General features: G+C 35.7%; 16 protein-coding genes. All 16 read left to right on the forward strand.

Features of this window, described 5'->3' with window-relative positions; translation table 11 throughout:
- Positions 1 to 5: 5 nt before the first annotated feature.
- The 16 genes from ACYVEA_RS15585 to ACYVEA_RS15660 all read left to right on the forward strand — a co-directional run bounded on the left by ACYVEA_RS15585 (position 6) and on the right by ACYVEA_RS15660 (position 19,090).
- On the forward strand, positions 6 to 1,079 hold the full coding sequence (locus ACYVEA_RS15585; protein WP_461114369.1) for a GNVR domain-containing protein: 1,074 nt from the start codon (positions 6 to 8) through the stop codon (positions 1,077 to 1,079).
- Positions 1,076 to 2,056 carry a GDP-mannose 4,6-dehydratase gene (locus tag ACYVEA_RS15590; RefSeq protein ID WP_461114370.1) on the forward strand — a complete coding sequence of 327 codons (981 nt, stop codon included), beginning with the start codon at positions 1,076 to 1,078 and terminating at the stop codon, positions 2,054 to 2,056. Before ACYVEA_RS15585 ends, ACYVEA_RS15590 begins: the two co-directional genes overlap by 4 nt.
- Positions 2,053 to 3,417, forward strand: coding sequence for an MATE family efflux transporter (locus ACYVEA_RS15595; protein WP_461114371.1), 1,365 nt, complete (start codon positions 2,053 to 2,055; stop codon positions 3,415 to 3,417). Before ACYVEA_RS15590 ends, ACYVEA_RS15595 begins: the two co-directional genes overlap by 4 nt.
- An 11-nt stretch (positions 3,418 to 3,428) precedes the next feature.
- Positions 3,429 to 4,322, forward strand: a complete 894-nt coding sequence (locus tag ACYVEA_RS15600) for a hypothetical protein (protein ID WP_461114372.1) — start codon at positions 3,429 to 3,431, stop codon at positions 4,320 to 4,322.
- A 4-nt stretch (positions 4,323 to 4,326) separates the two neighbouring features.
- On the forward strand, positions 4,327 to 5,433 hold the full coding sequence (locus ACYVEA_RS15605) for a glycosyltransferase family 4 protein (protein WP_461114373.1): 1,107 nt from the start codon (positions 4,327 to 4,329) through the stop codon (positions 5,431 to 5,433).
- Positions 5,434 to 5,577: 144 nt separating this feature from the next.
- Entirely contained in the window at positions 5,578 to 6,453 is an 876-nt protein-coding gene (locus ACYVEA_RS15610) for a methyltransferase domain-containing protein (protein ID WP_461114374.1), read from the forward strand.
- A gap of 155 nt (positions 6,454 to 6,608) precedes the next feature.
- Positions 6,609 to 7,349 carry a glycosyltransferase family 2 protein gene (locus tag ACYVEA_RS15615; RefSeq protein ID WP_461114375.1) on the forward strand — a complete coding sequence of 247 codons (741 nt, stop codon included), beginning with the start codon at positions 6,609 to 6,611 and terminating at the stop codon, positions 7,347 to 7,349.
- 300 nt (positions 7,350 to 7,649) lie between these two features.
- Complete coding sequence (locus ACYVEA_RS15620; protein WP_461114376.1) at positions 7,650 to 8,519, forward strand: glycosyltransferase; 870 nt, start codon at positions 7,650 to 7,652, stop codon at positions 8,517 to 8,519.
- 181 nt (positions 8,520 to 8,700) lie between these two features.
- Positions 8,701 to 8,949 carry a transposase gene (locus tag ACYVEA_RS15625; protein ID WP_461114377.1) on the forward strand — a complete coding sequence of 83 codons (249 nt, stop codon included), beginning with the start codon at positions 8,701 to 8,703 and terminating at the stop codon, positions 8,947 to 8,949.
- Between the two features lie 64 nt (positions 8,950 to 9,013).
- Complete coding sequence (locus ACYVEA_RS15630; protein WP_461114378.1) at positions 9,014 to 9,571, forward strand: transposase; 558 nt, start codon at positions 9,014 to 9,016, stop codon at positions 9,569 to 9,571.
- A 9-nt stretch (positions 9,572 to 9,580) separates the two neighbouring features.
- Positions 9,581 to 9,739 carry an integrase core domain-containing protein gene (locus ACYVEA_RS15635; protein ID WP_461114596.1) on the forward strand — a complete coding sequence of 53 codons (159 nt, stop codon included), beginning with the start codon at positions 9,581 to 9,583 and terminating at the stop codon, positions 9,737 to 9,739.
- Positions 9,740 to 9,819: 80 nt separating this feature from the next.
- On the forward strand, positions 9,820 to 11,184 hold the full coding sequence (locus tag ACYVEA_RS15640; RefSeq protein ID WP_461114379.1) for an O-antigen polymerase: 1,365 nt from the start codon (positions 9,820 to 9,822) through the stop codon (positions 11,182 to 11,184).
- Positions 11,181 to 11,921 (forward strand): glycosyltransferase family 2 protein, encoded by a 741-nt coding sequence (locus ACYVEA_RS15645; protein WP_461114380.1) that lies wholly within the window; start codon positions 11,181 to 11,183, stop codon positions 11,919 to 11,921. The genes ACYVEA_RS15640 and ACYVEA_RS15645 overlap by 4 nt, the downstream gene beginning before the upstream one ends.
- Before the next feature lie 209 nt (positions 11,922 to 12,130).
- A complete protein-coding gene (locus tag ACYVEA_RS15650; RefSeq protein ID WP_461114381.1) occupies positions 12,131 to 13,279 on the forward strand; it encodes a glycosyltransferase in 1,149 nt (382 codons plus the stop codon).
- Positions 13,280 to 13,410: 131 nt separating this feature from the next.
- Complete coding sequence (locus tag ACYVEA_RS15655; RefSeq protein ID WP_461114382.1) at positions 13,411 to 16,191, forward strand: hypothetical protein; 2,781 nt, start codon at positions 13,411 to 13,413, stop codon at positions 16,189 to 16,191.
- Positions 16,192 to 16,873: 682 nt separating this feature from the next.
- Entirely contained in the window at positions 16,874 to 19,090 is a 2,217-nt protein-coding gene (locus tag ACYVEA_RS15660; protein ID WP_461114383.1) for a glycosyl hydrolase family 28-related protein, read from the forward strand.
- Positions 19,091 to 19,128 lie beyond the last annotated feature (38 nt).

Genomic DNA, 19,128 nt, shown 5'->3' on the forward strand with positions numbered 1-19,128 from the left:
TTAAAATGGATATTGCTGACGAGAAAATAAAAAATAATGACCAGACTGAAATAGAGATTAGTCTGAATGATATTAGACAGTTCATAAAAAAGAACCGCCTGAAAATTATCGTAGGAGGAGTTATTGGGTTGCTAATTGGTGCGCTTTATGCTTTCTCCAAACCTAATTTATTCAAAGTTGAGGTTACTGTGATGCCGGAAGTTCAAGGCAGAAATGCAAATGGCTTAAGCGCCGTATCAGCCTTTGCTGGCCTTGGACTTGATAACTCATCTTCGCCTGATGCTATTCGCCCTGATTTATACCCCAACGTTTTGCAAAGTGTTCCATTTGCCATGAATATGCTTAATCAAAAAGTATATTCCAGAAAGTTGAACGCCGAAACAACTCTAGAGGAATTTATTAACAGAACTAGTTCCACTAACCTTCTAGATAAATTACTTGGATTTTTTACAATCAAAGATGATGACAATGAAATAACGGAATCGAAGAATAACATTCAGGCCATCCAACTGACGAAGGAGCAGGACGGCTTAGTCAAAGCCGTACAAGGAGGTGTTACATCTACATTCGACAAGAAAACAGGTATTTTAACGATAACAGCTACTGAGCCAGACCCAGTTGTGGCAGCCACGGTTGCGCAATTGTCTCTTAATTATTTGACAAGTTATATCACTTCTTACCGGACTGATAAAGCTCGCAAACGAGTTTTATTTCTCACGAATCAAGTAGGAGAAGCAAAGCAACGTTACCAAACAGCCGAATATGCGCTGTCTAATTATCGGGATCGTAATCGAGGGCTATATTTGAATACTGCTAAACTTGATGAACAAAGACTACAGGCCGATTATTTACTTCAACAGTCTGTTTATAGCGATTTAGCTAAGCAATTAGAGCAAGCTAAAATCAAAGTAGAAGAGGATACACCAACCTTTAAAACACTAGAGCCTCCAACGGTACCGCTGCGTAAAAGCGAACCAAAGCGTACTATCATTATGCTTAGTTGCGCCATTGCGGGAGCTTTTTTAACACTAGGCGTTTTGTTGGTTCGTCAAGTAATGAGTAGAAATCCACTTACATGAAAACGGCGTTAATTTGTGGTGTGTCAGGCCAAGATGGTGCTTATTTAGCCAAACTACTTCTTGAGAAGGGCTATAAGGTGTATGGGGGATCACGTGATGCACAAATGGCTTCTTTTAACAACTTGGCGCGATTGGGCATCCGGGAGTCTATCCACTTTGTATCAATAAGTATAAATGACTTTAGGAGCGTACTACAAACTTTACTGAAAGTTAGACCTGATGAGGTTTATAATTTAGCTGGTCAAAGCTCAGTAGGACTTTCATTTGAGCAACCTGTTGAAACACTTGAAAGTATTAGCGTAGGGACGTTAAACCTATTAGAGGCTATTAGATTTAGTGATATTCCTATCAAATTTTATAATGCTGGATCTAGTGAATGTTTTGGTGATGTAGGTACCTTAGCGGCTGACGAGGAAACTCCATTTCGGCCTCGTAGTCCCTATGGCGTAGCTAAAGCGGCCGCATTTTGGCAAGTAGCTAATTACAGAGAAGCTTACCAGTTACATGCTAGCACCGGAATTCTTTTTAATCACGAATCACCCTTACGCCCAGAGCGATTTGTAACTCAAAAAATTGTAGCTGCCGCTTGTAGAATTGCGAACGGTAGCACAGAGCCTTTAGTGTTAGGTAATATAGATATTGCTCGAGATTGGGGGTGGGCACCCGATTACGTTGAAGCTATGTGGTTGATGCTTCAACAAGATAAGCCAAGTGACTATGTTATCGCGACAGGAAAGACCCACAAACTAAGTGAATTTATTGATGTCGTTTTTAAAAATGTTGGCTTGGATTGGCAAAACTATGTTCGTATTGACCCAACTTATTTTCGACCAACCGATATTGCCGAAGGGCATGCTAATCCAGCTAAAGCATTTAAGCATCTAGGCTGGATTGCTTACTATAAAATGGAAAATATTGGGCAATTGATGGTAAAAGATTGGTTGCATAGAAATGTAGAAGGTAAATCGAAGTTATGATAAACGGAACACTTACGTTTCTTCGTGAACGAATTCAAAACACTCACCCCCGTACTCGACGAGCACTTCTTAATACTTTATTAGGATTAATTAATAAAGGCGGTGGTATGTTGATTTCACTATTACTTGTCCCACTAACCATTGATTACTTATCTACAGGCGTATATGGTACCTGGTTAACGATAAGTTCGATAGTAACCATGCTAACTTTCTTGGATATTGGTATTGGTAATGGTTTGCGTAATAAATTTTCAGAAGCTGTTACTATAAACGATATAAAATTAGCGCGTACCTATGTTAGCACGGCCTATTTTATATTTGGAGCTGTTCAGCTAGGATTTATTCTAATTTTTATTGTAGCTTATCAACTCATCCCGTGGCAACGAATTTTAAATACAACTATTGATGTTGAGCAACTACAATTAATTATACTAATAACTGTAGTTGCAATGGCTGTTAAGTTAGTTCTTGATATTCTTTCTTATATTCTGCTGGCTCTTCAAGAATCAGGCCAAGCAGGATTAATTAATTTACTGTCTAATATATTGATTCTTGGTGGTACATATTTCTTAACTAGGTACGCAGATAGGAATTTAGTTTATCTAGTAATATTAACGGTGATTAGTCCTGTAATTGTCATGCTACTTAGCGGATTTGTGCTTTATAAAAAATCGTTAAATGCATATAGACCATCTTTTAGTTTAGTGAATTTTAAGCATGCTAAAAATTTATTAGCGTTAGGATATAAATTTTTCTTTATACAAATATCAGTTATTATATTGTTTTATACGGATAATCTTATTATTACTCAATTATTCGGTCCTAGTGAAGTAACTACTTATAATGTAGCCTTTCGCTATTTTAATTCCATTAACACATTATTCATGATTGCTATAACTCCCTACTGGTCGGCGTTTACTGAAGCTTTTGTGAAAAATGACCTAGAGTGGATGGTACGTACATATAGTTATTTGCAGAAACTATGGCTTGGATTAGTTGTTGTTGTCATTATTATGACAATAACAGCAAGCTCTATTTACAATTTTTGGATAGGAGGCAGAGTAACAGTACCTGAAACACTCAATATAGTTATGGGTTTGAATGTAATAACAATTTGTTGGAACAATGTTACGGTAATTGTAACAAATGGCTTAGGGAAAATGAAATTACAATTGTATAGTTCTTTATTTGCTGCCTTCTTAAATATTCCATTAGCTATTTTCTTGGTAAAGATATTAAATATCGGTAGTGGTGCTGTAATTTTAGCATCTTGTATATCTCTTTGGGCTGGTAGTATTTTAGGAAGTATACAAGCAAAACAATTGATTAATGGTAATGCCAAAGGAGTTTGGAATAAATAACGACTTAATATATGAAATTGTTAGAGAAAGTTAAGCAGCTATTTAGTGATATAAGACTTTTAAGGTACGAGAATAAGGAAATGAAGTTATTAATCGGTACGCTACTTTCCCAAAATATACGAACTGCAAAATCATTTAAGGAAGCTGAGTTTAAGGTATTTTCTCAATTCGGAGATGATGGTATAATACAGTATTTAGTAAATAAGCTAAATATTACAGCAGAAAAGTTTGTGGAATTTGGGGTTGAAAATTATGAAGAATCGAATACCCGGTTTTTGTTACAGCATAATAATTGGCAAGGATTGATAATTGATGGTTCTATAGATCATATTAATTATATTAAAAATGATCCTATTTATTGGTTACATGATCTCACTGCTGTAAATTCGTTTATAACAACTGCTAACATAAATCAGATTTTATCTGAAAATGGTTTCAATGAAAAATTAGGAATTCTTAGCATAGATATAGATGGTAATGATTACTGGGTATGGCAGGCAATTACTGATGCTGATGCTGATATAGTAATAGTTGAGTACAATAGTACATTTGGTTTTGAACGGGCTATATCTATTCCATATAAATCTGATTTTAGTAGATTAAAAGCCCATTATTCGGGTTTGTATTTTGGAGCTTCTTTATGCGCGCTTTGTGATGTAGGTAATAAGAAGGGATATGCATTTGTTGGCTGTAATCAAGCAGGTAACAATGCTTACTTTGTGAAAAACTATTTATTAGGGGAATTAAAAGCCCTTTCTCCAAGAGAGGGATATGTAAAAGCAAAATTCAGGGAATCCCGCGATCAAAATGGAAAACTCACTTTCCTTACGGAAAAAGAAAGGTTGAAGACAATTACAGGCTTGCCAGTTGTGAATACACAAACTGGTATACTCGAAACTATTTAATTTTATGAGAATTTTTTTTGATCATCAAGCTTTCTCTCTTCAAACTTTTGGGGGCATATCACGTTATTATGCTGAACTTATTAATGGCATAAATAAAACGATAGATAATAAAGCTTATTTACCTATATTATTTTCCAATAATACTCATCTAAGAGAGAATAATTTCAAAGTAAATTCTTTTTTTGCCAAGTCCGATTTTCGTGGTAAATCCAAATTTATACAGGAGGCTAATCAGCTATTCTCAATTGCAAATTTGCAACAAAAGCCATATGATGTCTTTCACGCTACATACTACAACCCCTATTTTATACCATATTTAAAAAGACATCCTTTTGTGATTACTTTTTTGGATATGATCAATGAAAAATTCGCTGACCAATTTCCTGATACGAAGGCAAATAACTTAATTTATAAAAGGAAAAAACTCTTAGCCAACCGTGCAGATAAAATTATTGCTATTTCAGAGAGCACTAAGCAAGATATAATTGAATTATTAAATATAAATCCAGAGAAAATTGAAGTTATTTATTTAGGTAGTTCACTAATTCCTGTAATATATGAAAAGAGTGAAAAATGGATTAAAGATCCCTATCTTCTTTTTGTAGGACGTCGGGAGCGATATAAAAATTTTAAAGGATTGCTTGAGTCAATCCATCCATTGTTAAAGGAATATAAATTAAAATTAATATGTGCTGGTGGTGGGCCTTTTGTCGACGATGAACGATTATTAATTCACTCTTTTGGCGCACATAAATGGGTGCAACAAATCCCTATTGCAGATGATTATATGCTACGGAAGCTTTACCAAGAGGCATTTGCTTTTATATTTCCAAGTTTATATGAGGGCTTTGGCATACCAGTATTGGAAGCTTTTTCATGCAATTGTCCTTGTATTATTAGTAATAAAAGTTCGCTACCCGAAGTAGCTGGTAACGCAGCTTTATATATAGACCCCACAATGCCTAATTCAATAGTAGATGCTGTTAAACAATTATTGCATGACTCAACTCTTCGTCAAATCTTAATTGAAAGAGGCTCTAATCAATTAAGTAAATTTTCTTGGAAACAAAATATTACGGAGACACTCAGCTTATATAAGACACTGACCTAAGTTAGACAATTCTTGATAAACTTACGTTTATAGATGATATTTGTATGATGGTAGTAGAGCAGCTTGGAGTTTATTGAGAATTCTTATGATTTTAATGGCAGTTGTCTCGACTATATAAAATAATAATTAAAAATTAACATAGGTATGTTATCTTTAAGTAAACAACTTGAATCAGGAAGCCTAGTATGTCCGCGTACGCATGTTCCTCTTAAGAAAGTGAATAACCATTTAGAGACAATAGATGGAAAAGTGAGTTATAGTTTAGTCGGTGAAGTACCCATATTATTTCCTGATATTTTGACGCAAGAGGCTTACTTGCGGGAGAATGGTGGGGAAATGAATGAAGAGTATAAGGGAATAGACAGTAAGAAAAATTTTAATTTTTTTAAGAAACTGCTTGCTAAAGATTTTAAAAGTAAAGGAGCTAATGAGAGTTTTAGGGAAATATTTGATAATCAATCAGATACTGCACTTTGTATAGCAATTGGAGGTGGGCCGCTTAGACACCATCCAAAATTAACTAATTTAAATATTGGAGGCTTTAAAAATGTAGACGTAGTCGCTGATGCTTACAGTCTGCCTTATGCTAATAATTCCGTTGATGCAGTTTATATAGAAGCGGTTCTTGAACATTTAGAATTTCCAGAACATGCAGTTAAGGAAATATTTAGAGTTTTAAAAAAAGGTGGTAAAGTATATGCTGATACGCCTTTTATGCAAGGCTTTCATGGTTACCCAAATCATTTTCAAAATTTTACCATCGAAGGTCATAAGAGATTGTTTTCTCGAAACGGTTTCACCGTAATACAGTCCGGGACTTCAGTAGGCCCTACATTCGTTTTATTTTCTTTTCTTAAGCAATATATTCAAAAATATATATATCCATCAATTTTCAAATACCCATTATTGGTTATTGCAGCAGGCGCTTCTTTAGTTTTTAAACCAATAGATTTGTTACTTAACGATAAAGAAAAATCACATTTTCTTGCGTCCTCTACGTTTCTTCATGCTGTTAAATAGTTTGTGCCCCTAAATTATATTTATCACACAATTTAATAAATTTTACTTATATTAGATAATCTAAAAAAAGGCATTATTAAAGTTATTTGTAATATTTAAGGCTAATAATTAATAAATTATTAGCCTTAAATGAGATTCTTTCAAATTTGCTTCTTATGCATTCTCCACTTGTATCGATTATTACCGTCGTATATAATGCTAAGTCAACTCTGGAGGACACTATTGAAAGCGTTCTTGGTCAAAAACAAGATTTGTTTGAATATTGGATTATCGACGGTGGTAGTACCGATGGATCAATTGATATTATCCAAAAATATGAGAATCAACTTGCAGGGTGGATTAGTGAGCCGGATAAAGGAATTTATGATGCGATGAATAAAGGTATCGATAGAGCAAAAGGAGATTGGTTATATTTTTTGGGCGCTGATGATTTACTAGTAGATGGAATTCTCAACAAAATCACTTCACAATTTAAGCCTTCTCTGAAAGTTGTGTATGGAGATGTGTTGTATACAACTGGGGGAATTATGCGATCTCATATTGGTGTGAGGTGTTTGCTGGAAAACAGGCTTCATCATCAAGGCGCTTTTTATCACAAGGACTTATTTGATGAGTTTCGTTACAATCAAAAGTTTAGCGTTGCAGCAGACTATGAGTTAACATTAAGGATCTATTTACAGAAACAACCTACGTTATATATTCCTAGTATAATCTCTGTTTTTGCTTCGGGTGGTTATAGCACTCTAGGTGGAAGTGCGGATGTTAATGCTATTCGAGGCATTTATTTAAAAAATCCGTTATTAAATGCTTCACTAAGCGTTATACTCAATATATATGAGCCTTTTATGAAAATGGCTAGAAGAACAGTACATAAATTAAAGAAAAATTTAATTTAGTAATAAATTCTTCCATTTCCTAAATTAATCATAGTTACGTGAGAGCTTGTTGTTACATTTATTTATGGAATAATATTAAAATTGAGAACTCTAAGTAGACATAAGATTTTAAAGTTAATAATTCGTTAAACCCTATTAACTTTCATGGTTAGCAGCTTTAATGTTAGTTTAATGCATCTATTGTAGTTTATTACGTAAACTATTGTGAGATATATAAATAGCTTGCATAAGGCTCAAGAAAACTCAATTAATTTTAATTGATGTGGATAGAGTAGTTTATTCAATATTATTAATTATGTCATGCCTACTGTGCCCTTTGATAAATGTAGCGTTTCTGGTTCAGTTGTATTGTATAACTCTGATATTCAGGCCCTAGAAAACATCCATACTTACTTGACGCAAGTAGATCATTTGTTTATTATTGATAACTCTGATATAGAAAATTATCAGCTTATCCAATATATAAATTTATTGTCAAATGTAACTTATTTATTTAATGGATGTAATATGGGTATTGCCTATGCTTTAAATAAAGCGGCAGCTCTAGCTATAAACGCAGGCTATAAATTCCTATTAACGATGGATGATGATACTTCTTTACCTGAAGGAGCAATAGATATTATGTTGGAATATGTAAATCGACATGGTACGGAAAGAATAGGCATAATAACTGGTCAATCTGTTTTGCATCTTGTGGGGGACACTGTAAAATCAGTTTCTCATACTATTACCTCCGGAAATTTGCTTAATTTGTCAGCTTATCGAGATTGTGGACCATTTATGAATGAATTATTTATTGATTTTGTAGATCATGAATATTGTTTTCGCCTTACTGAGAAAAAGTATATAATTTATGAAATAAATTATATATATCTTAAGCATCGTTTAGGTGAAAAAAAATATCTAAAGTTTTTAAAGTTTGAACTACCTATTATGTGGGTATCGCACAATCCTTTACGTATTTATTACAAAACTAGAAACTGCATTTTTGTGTTAAAAAAATATGGCTTTATTAAGTTATCGTTGAAATTGTTTTTTTATAAAGACATTTTAAAGGATTTACTTAAAATCATATTTTTAGAAAACAATAAAATCAATAGAGTTTCTTTTTTTATTAAGGCGCTTGTTGATGGATTTAATGGTAATTTGGGTAAAAAATTAGCTGACTAGTGAATAAAGCTTCAAATTAATAGAAATTTCTTTTACTGTTTAACATATCCTGTCTTGAATCCTTGAAAGTGAGCCAGTGAAAAGTAGGGTAAGAAAACTTAACTTTCACTGTAATCGAAAAGGGAAATGAAAGAAATACGATTTACCGAATCGCAGATTGTCGCGATTCTTACGCGATAGGATGGCGGACAAACCGTCGCCCAGATCACCCGTGAGCATCGTAAAAGCGAGGCTACGGTACGGGCCGCCCCGCTTTTACAATTGGCGAGCTAAATATGGTGGAATGCAGGTTTCGGAAGTCAAACGTTTGAAAGAATTGGAGGATGAAAACCGGCGGCTCAAAAAGATGTACGCCGAGCTAAGTTTACAAAACGAAGTCATCAAAGAGGCTCTGGCAAAAAAGTGGCAGGGCCTGCTGAGCGTCGAGTAATGGTCAAGTGGATGATGGATCAGAAACAGATCAGTCAAAGTAAAGCCGCCGGTGCGGTCGTTGGGTGGGCCTCAGTCGGAATGCACTAGTTGAGCCAGCGGCCATTAAAGAGAAAGATAAAGTGCTGGCAAGCCGGATCGAGCAGTTGGCTCGGCGACCTAAGCAGTGGAGCATACTGAAGATTTATCACCGGTTGCGCAAGCAAGGGGGGTTAGTTAATCACAAGCGAATCAGACGGTTGCACAGAAAGCTAGGCTTATGCTTACGGCGAAAAACCAAAAAACGATTACCCGATGCAATACGTAAGCCACTACCCAAAGCAAGCGCTTGTAATGAGTGCTGGTCGTTGGATTTTACTTCCGACAACTTAACGGACGGGCGCAAGTTTCGCACCTTGAATGTGGTTGACGATTATAACCGAGAAGCCTTAGGAATTGAGATTGATTATTCCTTGCCAGTTCAGTGGGTCACTCGATTATTAGATCGATTGGTTGAGCAGTATGGCAAGCCTAAGCGGTTGCGCAGTGATAAGGGACCTGAGTTTATTAGTCAGGCATTACAGGATTGGTGCTCAGATGAGGAAGTGGCCTTGCATTGGATTGACCCGGGCAAATTCACTTAGAACGCTTATATTGAGCGCTTTAATGGGACTTTTCGACGGGAGGTAATAGACGCCCATGTTTTTAGGAGTATCCGGCAGGTACGGCGAGTGGTTGAAGAGTGGCTGATGGAGTACAACACCGAACGACCTCATCAGGCATTGAAATTTATGACGCCAGTTGAATATTGACAGGCAGCTTAAACTCTAGGCAAAACTGGCTCATCGAAAGGGGTAAGGACACTTCTCCGTTTATTAAACAGTAAAAGAAATTGTCAAATGTAATTATAGAAAGGCATATGTACATTGATGTTGATCTTTTACCCGAAATATTTCTTCAAGCAGCTCTTTTTCTGAGTTTATACTCTCTTCTGTATAAAAAATACATATATTCAATTTTTGATCCTTTATTTCTTTATGTATTTACATTATCCTTTTCCAGCGTATTAGTAGTTAATGTATTAGCAGACAGTCAACCAAATTTTGCTTATCATTTTTTCTGGTGCCAATTGTTTTTCTTTTCAGGATTCTCAATAATCACCTATATATATCAGAATACAACTGAAGAATCAAAAACGAATGATTTATCTAAATTTAATGATTATAAAACTTTTCGTGTTATTTTATATATATTGTGTGCTCTTTTTTTTCTAACAAATATAGTTTTATTTGTTACTAAAGGTTTCGCCTTACTTAGCGAAGATCCAAGTGATGCAAAGGTGGAAAATTTCACAAAGGGTTTTGGACTTATTGCTCGTATTAATAAATCCGTCGGTGTTTTTGTATTAACAGGTCTATTTTTCAGTTTATATTACAAGCCAAAAACTACTGATTTTGTTCTAATTATAATTTCTATCGCACTTAAGTCATTAACTGGTGCTAAGAGTGCATTTGTAGATGTTGTAATTACGGCCGCACTAATAGCAAATCACTCTGTGTTTAGGTACAATCGTAAAATTACTTCTGCTTTAAAGCTAATGACTCCTCTTGGGATTGTTGGTATATTTATTGTATCATTCACTGTTTTTATAAAGGAAAGCACAGATTCTGAACAAGCAGTTTTAAAATTTGTATTGAGATTATTATATGGAGCTGATTCAACTTTGTATTTTTATCGACCTGTTAATGAGCAATATTTTGCTCAATTTCGGTTTTGGGAATACCCTGCATATCTCTTTAATAGCATTTTGAGTTTTTTTAGATTAGTGCCTGGTATAGAGGCTAATGGAAATGTTATGGTTTTGAATGTAATTGAGAATCAGTCCCTTGTATTTTCTGGTCCTAATACGCCTTATTACATAGAAGGACAAATATATTTTGGATATTATGGTGCTTATTTATACAGTTTAGTTATTGGTGCTTGTTTCGCTTACAGTAGAGAAGTTTTTTTTAATAAAAAATTTTCCTCCGCTTTTACTTTTGTTTTTATGAGTTGTGTTATTATTCAAGCAAGTGCCATAACTATAGAGGCTAGTTATGGCCTTACCAAAATATTTGAGACATACTTTTTTGTTATTCCTATATATGTTTTAGTGAATTTCGCTGTTCATGGGAGAATTAAGTGGCGTAAATGGAATATTGGAAATTCTAATATTCCATTTACGCCTATTCGCAATAACACTTCTGTACATAAATGACTCGTATCAGTGTTTGCATGGCCACTTATAATGGTGAGCGGTTTATTGAGCAACAACTACATTCAATTCTAATTCAATTAGGGGTTGATGATGAAGTGATTATCTCAGATGATTCATCAACAGACAGAACGGTTGATATCATTCGGCAATTTAAAGATCCAAGAATTCACATTTACGAAAATCAAAGCTTCAGGTCTCCGACATTAAACTTTGCAAATGCACTTCAGTATGCTTTAGGAGAATATATTTTTTTGTCAGATCAGGACGATGTGTGGAAAGCGGATAAAGTACAAGTAATGTTAGAGACTTTAAGAGAGGTTGATTTAGTAATAAATAATTGTGATTTTATTGACGAAAATGGTAGCGTTATTTACAGTTCTTATTTTGATGTGTATCATTCCGGACCGGGTGTACTTAAGAATTTTATAAAAAGCACTTATTTAGGAAATTGTATGGCTTTTGATAGGAGAATTTTGAAGATAGTTTTACCCTTTCCTGAACAATTAAATAAGTTAAGTAAATTTTCGATGTTTCATGATGGATGGATTGGCTTAGTTGCAGATTTGAAATTCCGGATAAAATTTGTACCTCAAGTTTTATCTTCCTTCAGAAGGCACGGAGATAATGCTAGTCCTACGGGAATAAGCGCTAAAAGCCCTAATAGTTTAAGAACTAAATTGCTAGGCCGATGGCTGTTATTAATAGCGGTTATTAATAGAATAATATTTAGGATTTAAAATAAATAGTTTAAATGGGTTTATGGCCTAGTAAGTGTTCACTTGTATCTTACTCTATAAAGAATTAATGTTTATTAAATATTAATTCTTTATAGAGTAAGATAATTTTGAAAATAGTATGAATTGAAATTTATTAAAAGTGAGATTTCCCAAAATTATATACTATTCAAATAATCTTACTTCAGCAACAATACAATATTTATGATTATATGAAAATTGCCATAGTACAAGACGGTCTAATGTGTAGAGCAGGCGCTGAGCAAGTGGCCTTGTGCTTTCACAAAGCATTTCCAGAAGCGCCTATTTACACACAATGTTATCAACCTGGGTTAACATTTTCAGAATTCAAAAATTGTGATATTCGAACCACATGGCTACAACGTGTTGCTAAGACTGATAATACAATGAAAAGGTTATTTTTTCCGCTAGGTATTTGGGCAATGAAATCTCATGATTTAACGGCATTTGACGTTGTACTTATATCATCAACACACTCTGGTAAATACATCAAGTTAAGTTCTTCAGCATTGGTAATTAATTACTGTCATACGCCATTTCGCTTGGTTTGGGATCCTACTTCTTATGCGCAATACGTGCGATCAACTAAATTAAAGCGTTTTTTATTTGACAGCGCCATAAATATAATGCGTTCTGTTGATTTTAAAGCTGCTCAACGGCCAGATTATTACATAGCAAATACTAAAGAAACGGCTCAGCGTATAGCTACGTTTTATCAAATCAATAAATCTATTGAAGTAATATATCCTCCTGTTAACGCGAGTAAGTTTTATGTTTCAAATAGGCCTAAAAGATATTTTTTAGTAGTATCCCGGTTAGAGTATTACAAAAAGGTAGATTTAGTTGTAGAAGCCTTTAACCAATTAGGATATCCCTTAATTATCGTAGGTAAAGGTGTGCAGGCAGATGAAATTATAGAATCAGCGAACAGCAACATTACTTTTATGAGTGGTTTATCAACTCAAGAATTGGCTGATGTATATGCCGGTTGCCGAGCATTTCTGTTTCCACAACATGAAGATTATGGAATCACACCTTTAGAAGCTAATTCAGCCGGCAGGCCTGTAATAGCTTACGGTGAGGGGGGCGTGTTAGCTACGCAAATTCCTGTGTTTGATGATCCATCTTGCGCAACAGCTTTGTTTTTTGATAATCAGACTGTTGAAGACTTAATAAAAGCTGTGAAACAATTTGAAGTAATAGAACACCGTTTTATACCATCCTTTATTCGTAAACATGCTGAATCATTTGATGAGCCAATATTTATACATAAGATTAAACAATTTGTCGCTGAAAAATATTTGCAGCACATAGGAGAAAGTTTTGATTCTGTATTTTGAGGCAGATTTGTTTGTGTTCTGAATCCTAAGTTAAAATAGTGTAGTAAATCGTGTGTTTATAGTTTCAGAATGTGGCGAGGAAATCAAAATATGGTTACTTTTTAGTAAACAGATAAATTGAACCGATTTCTATGAATAGCCCTACATTTTTGTTTTTTCAATGTGTTATGTTAATCTGTTTATCGATTAATATAAATTTTATCTTTTTAAAAACTGATTTAAAATTAGAGTCAGCTACTTTTTCGACGAACCTTTATGTTAGTAATCAATCTTCTAGGATAAGTAGTTCCTACCAAAGCTATTATCAAACCAAGATACTCTTACCTAATATTTCTGTTGCTAATACAATATATAATGTTTGGCCTCAAATGGATACATCCGGGGCAAGAGGTCCAATAATAAGTAGTGAACCTGTGCCAGCTTACACATTGAGCCAATTAAGAAGTTTAGTCACACCAACTATCCCAGTATCTAACATACTTTTAGTTGAACTAGGTAGAGAAGGTTTATTTAGATATGAATCAACCAGTACTTTGGCTGATGATGGAGCTATAATGGTGGTTACATCAAATGGTAAGCATTATAAACGTGTGCTATCTGACAACCGAATTACTCCGCAAATGTTTGGCGCGATTCCTGATGATGGTAATGATGACGGCGCTTCTTTATTAGCATGGATTAATTATACTGGTAGCTACGAGCATTACTTACCAGCAGGAGTTTTTTTGTCAAGTGTTGCTCTAACTAGAATAGATAAAAAAGGGTTTACATTAAAAGGTGCTGGTCAGGGCAAATCATTTATTCAATTTATAGGAGATACGCATGGTATAAGAGTTGCTAATGTTTTAGGTAAAGGTGCTTATGGACAGATAACTATGAGTGATTTTGAGATAACTTCAACTGGAACAAAGTCGGCAGGAAAAGAAGCCCTATATATCAATTCTGAGCATGAGCAACGTCCTGGTCCGGCCTTGAATAATTTAATGATACGTTCAACAGGCGTTTCTACGAACCAATGGACGGTAGGGCTTCGATACCACAATACCTCAAGGACAAACACTTACGGGCTCAGCATTAGTGGTATTGACTATTCAGTTATGACAGGTCTGGCTTTTACCACAGATTCTAATAGGAGTTCAGTGGAGCATAATGTAACAAACTTTAATTTTCAATCCTTGAAAAAAGGAGTTGCCATTGATGCTCCGCCAACAGGTACAAGAACTATCGAAGGTATTCAATTTACAGATGGCAGTATTGTAGGAGCGGTCCAAGGTGTTGTCGGAATTACAGCTATACGAAATAGGAGTCCTTACCTCGGATTTAGCAATGTCCACATTAATACATTTGGAGGAGAGGCAATTTATCTAGATGGATATATACAATTAGTATTTAGTAAATGTTTGTTTTACTCAAACACATCTACTGCCGGAATTATACCGCCAAGATCAGTCTATATTAGTAATAGTGTCTTTTGCAAAGGAGACTTCGATTTACACCTAATAGGGAACCTACCTGCTGGTGCTGAGTTCAAAGGTATAGGTGGTGGGTTGGACATGAGAATTAATGGAAGTCATAGTTATGCTAAAACTTATTTTGTAAAACAAGACGCCACATTTCCTGGAAAATTGGATGTAGAAAGGATATGGACGGGTACTACGGGTGGGCCACCTGTAGATAAATTGGCAGTAGTGGGCGGTCGTGGATGGGCACCAATAACGAGTTCAGCTGAAAAGCCTGTTGAAGGTTCAGTACTAAGATACGATAATTTAGCTGGAAATTACGTATATAGACCTGTATTACCTCATGTTGCTAATGTTTCTAAGGCAATACATATTACCACGTCTGCTGCAATTGATGTATCGTTGTACGATGTAGTATCAGTTGAAAATGGAAATAGTCCTGTTACGATTACTATCGATAATACTAAGATATTGGAAGGACAAAAAATATGGGTAAAGCGGTATAATGAATTTAGTAAAGGAATAATAACTGTGCAATCAATTGCGCCTAAGTATAATTTATTTCAGGATCTGGATGGAGGATACAAGCAATCCATAATACTTCCAAATGGAGTCAGGCCACTCGCTTGGTATTATAATGGCTCTATATTTGAAATGATATCAGGAGGTAGTACGCTTAATCCAGCAAATAACTTAAATGATTTAATTGATAAAAGCGCTTCCAGAAATAATCTAGGTTTAGGAACAGTGGCAAGCCAAAACGCTAATGATATCGCTATTACAGGAGGCATAGTTAATGGACTTACTAGCCTTAGCCTCGCTGGTGATCTTACTTTAGCATCAGCCAACAGGCGAATGATCAATTTTACTGGTTTTGCTAGTGGTCAAACAATAGGTCTTTCTTTAGATACTTATCTGAAATTTACGGCCACATTTGGTCGTCCTTGGACTTTGTTATCCTTTCACGGATTAAAGGTCGATAACGTGTCTGGAACGACTAACCCAACTTTACAGCTTACTAATAACAGTTCATCTGCCCCTATACTAACAGCCTATAACAGTACAACGACCAATGTCGCCAGAATTGAGGACGACGGTTTACTCAAATACGTCCACTCATCGGGCAGCCTAAGCGGCCCACCGTCAGTTTCGGTAGGCCCAGGGGCAGGATCAACCGCTATAGCTAGCATACGTAGTGGTGGCAATGATGAAGCGCATCAAGTTACCGTTACAACTGGTACTGCTCCTAAAATTGGAACACTCTTAACCGTAACTTTTGCTAAAACTTATTCCAAGCCACCAATTGTAGTATTCAGTGCTGCGTCAGGCGTTGTGCCGCCTGGAGTAACAATACTAGTCGATGCTAATTCAGTAAACACGTATGTCATGTATGCCAATGGCACACTAACGGCTAATACTACTTATAAATGGAATGTACATGTTAGAGAATAATTTCTTAGGAAGAGTCATTCTTTTACACATCAGATACTTGTTTCTACTAATGGTCTAATTTGTTTAATCTTTTGATATTAACTGATGATAGATTCGTCATAAACGTATTGAAAGGAATAAATGTAGAGACAATAGGTATAAGCAGAATCAATTAACTATTTTGTTATCCTGCTGAATAGTTCAGTCTTAAAAATAAAGTGTAGGAACAAATTTGGTTTGCAACGTGAATTTTTTGGAGATTCTGCCTATTTATAATGTTAAGCTAGAATTACAGATTGAATCAAGTACTTTGTATACACTAATCTTCTGAGGTGTTACTAAATCTTTTGTGCCTTTGATTGTACATAACTCAGCGTAAGAAACAAATTGATGTAAACTATTATATATGATAATTATAAATATTTTAATTTATTTATACTATTTGTTTGTAAATTTCTGAAAAATTAAACTAATATTATTATTAGTAAGTTTTTCGAGTAAAATTAGTATATTCGTAAAGTTAACTTTAACACCTCACTACGCTGGCCGAAAAAAAGTCACAAACTAAAGTTATTCAAAACCGCACCATATGTTAGCCTACTAATGAATATATGTAATACAGGTTTATACAACCGAAGTCTAAAATTTGCTTCGTTGCGTACTCTGAGAGTATGTCAACTATATGATCAAAACGAGTTTTATTATGAAAATCAATGCTGTCTTACGGCAACAAGTTATATGCCTTGTTTGGCTGGTCCTCAGCTTACATTATGCTCAGGCTCAAGTGCGCGTAGGCCAGCCCTCGGGTTCAATCGATGGTTCTGCAGCACTTGATATAAGCAGTGGACCTTATAGTTCCGGAAGTCCTTACCGAGGTCTTTTACCGCCTAAAGTTGCTTTGAATCAGACTACACAATCAGCTCCAGTTACAAATCCCACTACGGGTTTGTTGGTTTATAATACGGCTAACATAGGTGATGTGACACCAGGCTATTACTTTTGGGAAGTCGGTAAATGGATAAGATTAAGCACAACAACTCAAACCGGTAGTACGCCGGTTCCACAATATACCCTTGCTCAAGTTCGGAGTTTAACGTCCTCACCTCCAGCTAGTTACAGTAGTGCGTCGCCACCGATTTTTATGCTGGTTGAAGAAGGGAAAGAGGGTTTATTTCGTTACTCTCCAGAATTAACTCTTGCTGACCCAGCACACCCCGAGTGGTTTGCTCCTGACGACGGAGTTATGGTATTAGTTACAGCCGGAAGAAGTCTAAGAGGAGATAGGATGACTTATAAAAGAGTTTATGATAGTGAAATTAACGTTCGATGGTTTGGGGCTAAAGGAGATGGCGTAACTGATGATTCAAGAGCTATCCAGGCTGCAGTAGATTATGCTAGGTCAAAAGGTAAAATAGATCGGCAGTTACCTCTGTTTGCTGGTGGTGGTGGGTTTTATCGCCCTACTGTATTAATACCCGAAGGAAATTACAAAATTGAAAATACTATTGATATTACAAACGCCAGTGGCGTTATTATTAAAGGTGTTGGCGGTCGCTATATAAATACCAGTTTAGTGGGTGCCACAACTGGAGCAATTTTCGATTTTACGGGGTCTTCAATGTCAGGTTGTGAAAACTTAATGTTTGGATCGTACCTTGGTTATACAAATGTAAGCTCTATTGGTGTACTGTTTGCCCTTGGTCCGGATGCTGTAGGGGGACTCAATTGTTCAATTAGGAATTGTTATTTTCAGATGGCTGATAATCCGTCAGCAAATAACAATATGGGAACTATTGGTATTGTAAACTGCCGCTCAGAGGAATTTGCCGTTACTGATTGTGTAATTAGAGCCAACATCGGGGCTGTTTTTTCATATCGTAGTAGTCTTGCTGATGTAGGCTACGGCTTTACAATTCAGAGTGCTTACACAACATTGGCTTCAGGAAACGGCAGTATGGGTGTAGTAAATTTTAGTGGCCAGAACTCAATTCAAAATTACGGTATTGCTCAGCCAGCATTAGTGCTGAATGGTACAAATTCGTTCCTGTTTCACGGCTATCTAGCCCGGTTATCGACTTCTGGTAGCGGTACAAATGAAGCCGCAATTTTATTGGGGGGGCCAGCAACTTATAACGCAACGATTAATGCAACTGTGGAGTCATTTTCTCAGTTAATGCGGGTAAGAAGTTCGTTATTAAATTCCACAATTAATTGCGTTTTAGCTAACCAAACAAACGCCAGCTCTGCTTTTCCAGCAGGTACCACCCGCCACCCTGTAATCGATGTTACTGGAGCAGGGCAATTGCAAGGTTGTAAGATCAACGTTACATTTGGAAATGGCTTGCTAGAAATGGACGGGCGATATCTTTTATATGATGGGGCAACTAACGTTAATGCTACTACTTACATTTTAAACGATGAGATCAGCTGCTCTCTATGGATGGTCAACAATTATTTTCTTAGCGCGAACCTGCTTAGCAAGGCCGAGAATACTAGTTTTAAAACAGCCTATCCTTTTGAAAAAAAGTCACTTGCTATGAATGCTGTTATAAATTCTCAGAATTTTAGCACATCAGGATGGACAACAAGTGCTTATAATCAGATCGTCCCAATAGGCGCGCTTTCTTCTGGAACAATATATGTGATGAAAGTTATATGGGCAAAACCTGGTGTAGATCAGATAGTGCAGAGTTATGTATTCCCGATGTCAAGCACTTACTATAACAGCAACCCTGGCGCCCCAATACCCCCTCTTCTGACTCCTAATACAATCACTTTTAATAATGCGGGAAGATCAATTAATATACGATACAAGGCGCCTACAGGAACTGGTCAGTCCTCATATGGATTAGAAGCTACGATTAATAACGCAGATATGGACGGTGGTACGCTAACTATCACTGTTCTACCTTTATTGTAAAATAATTGGTTTCAGCAGAATTAATATGCTATATATGT

This window comes from Spirosoma jeollabukense, from assembly GCF_054777855.1.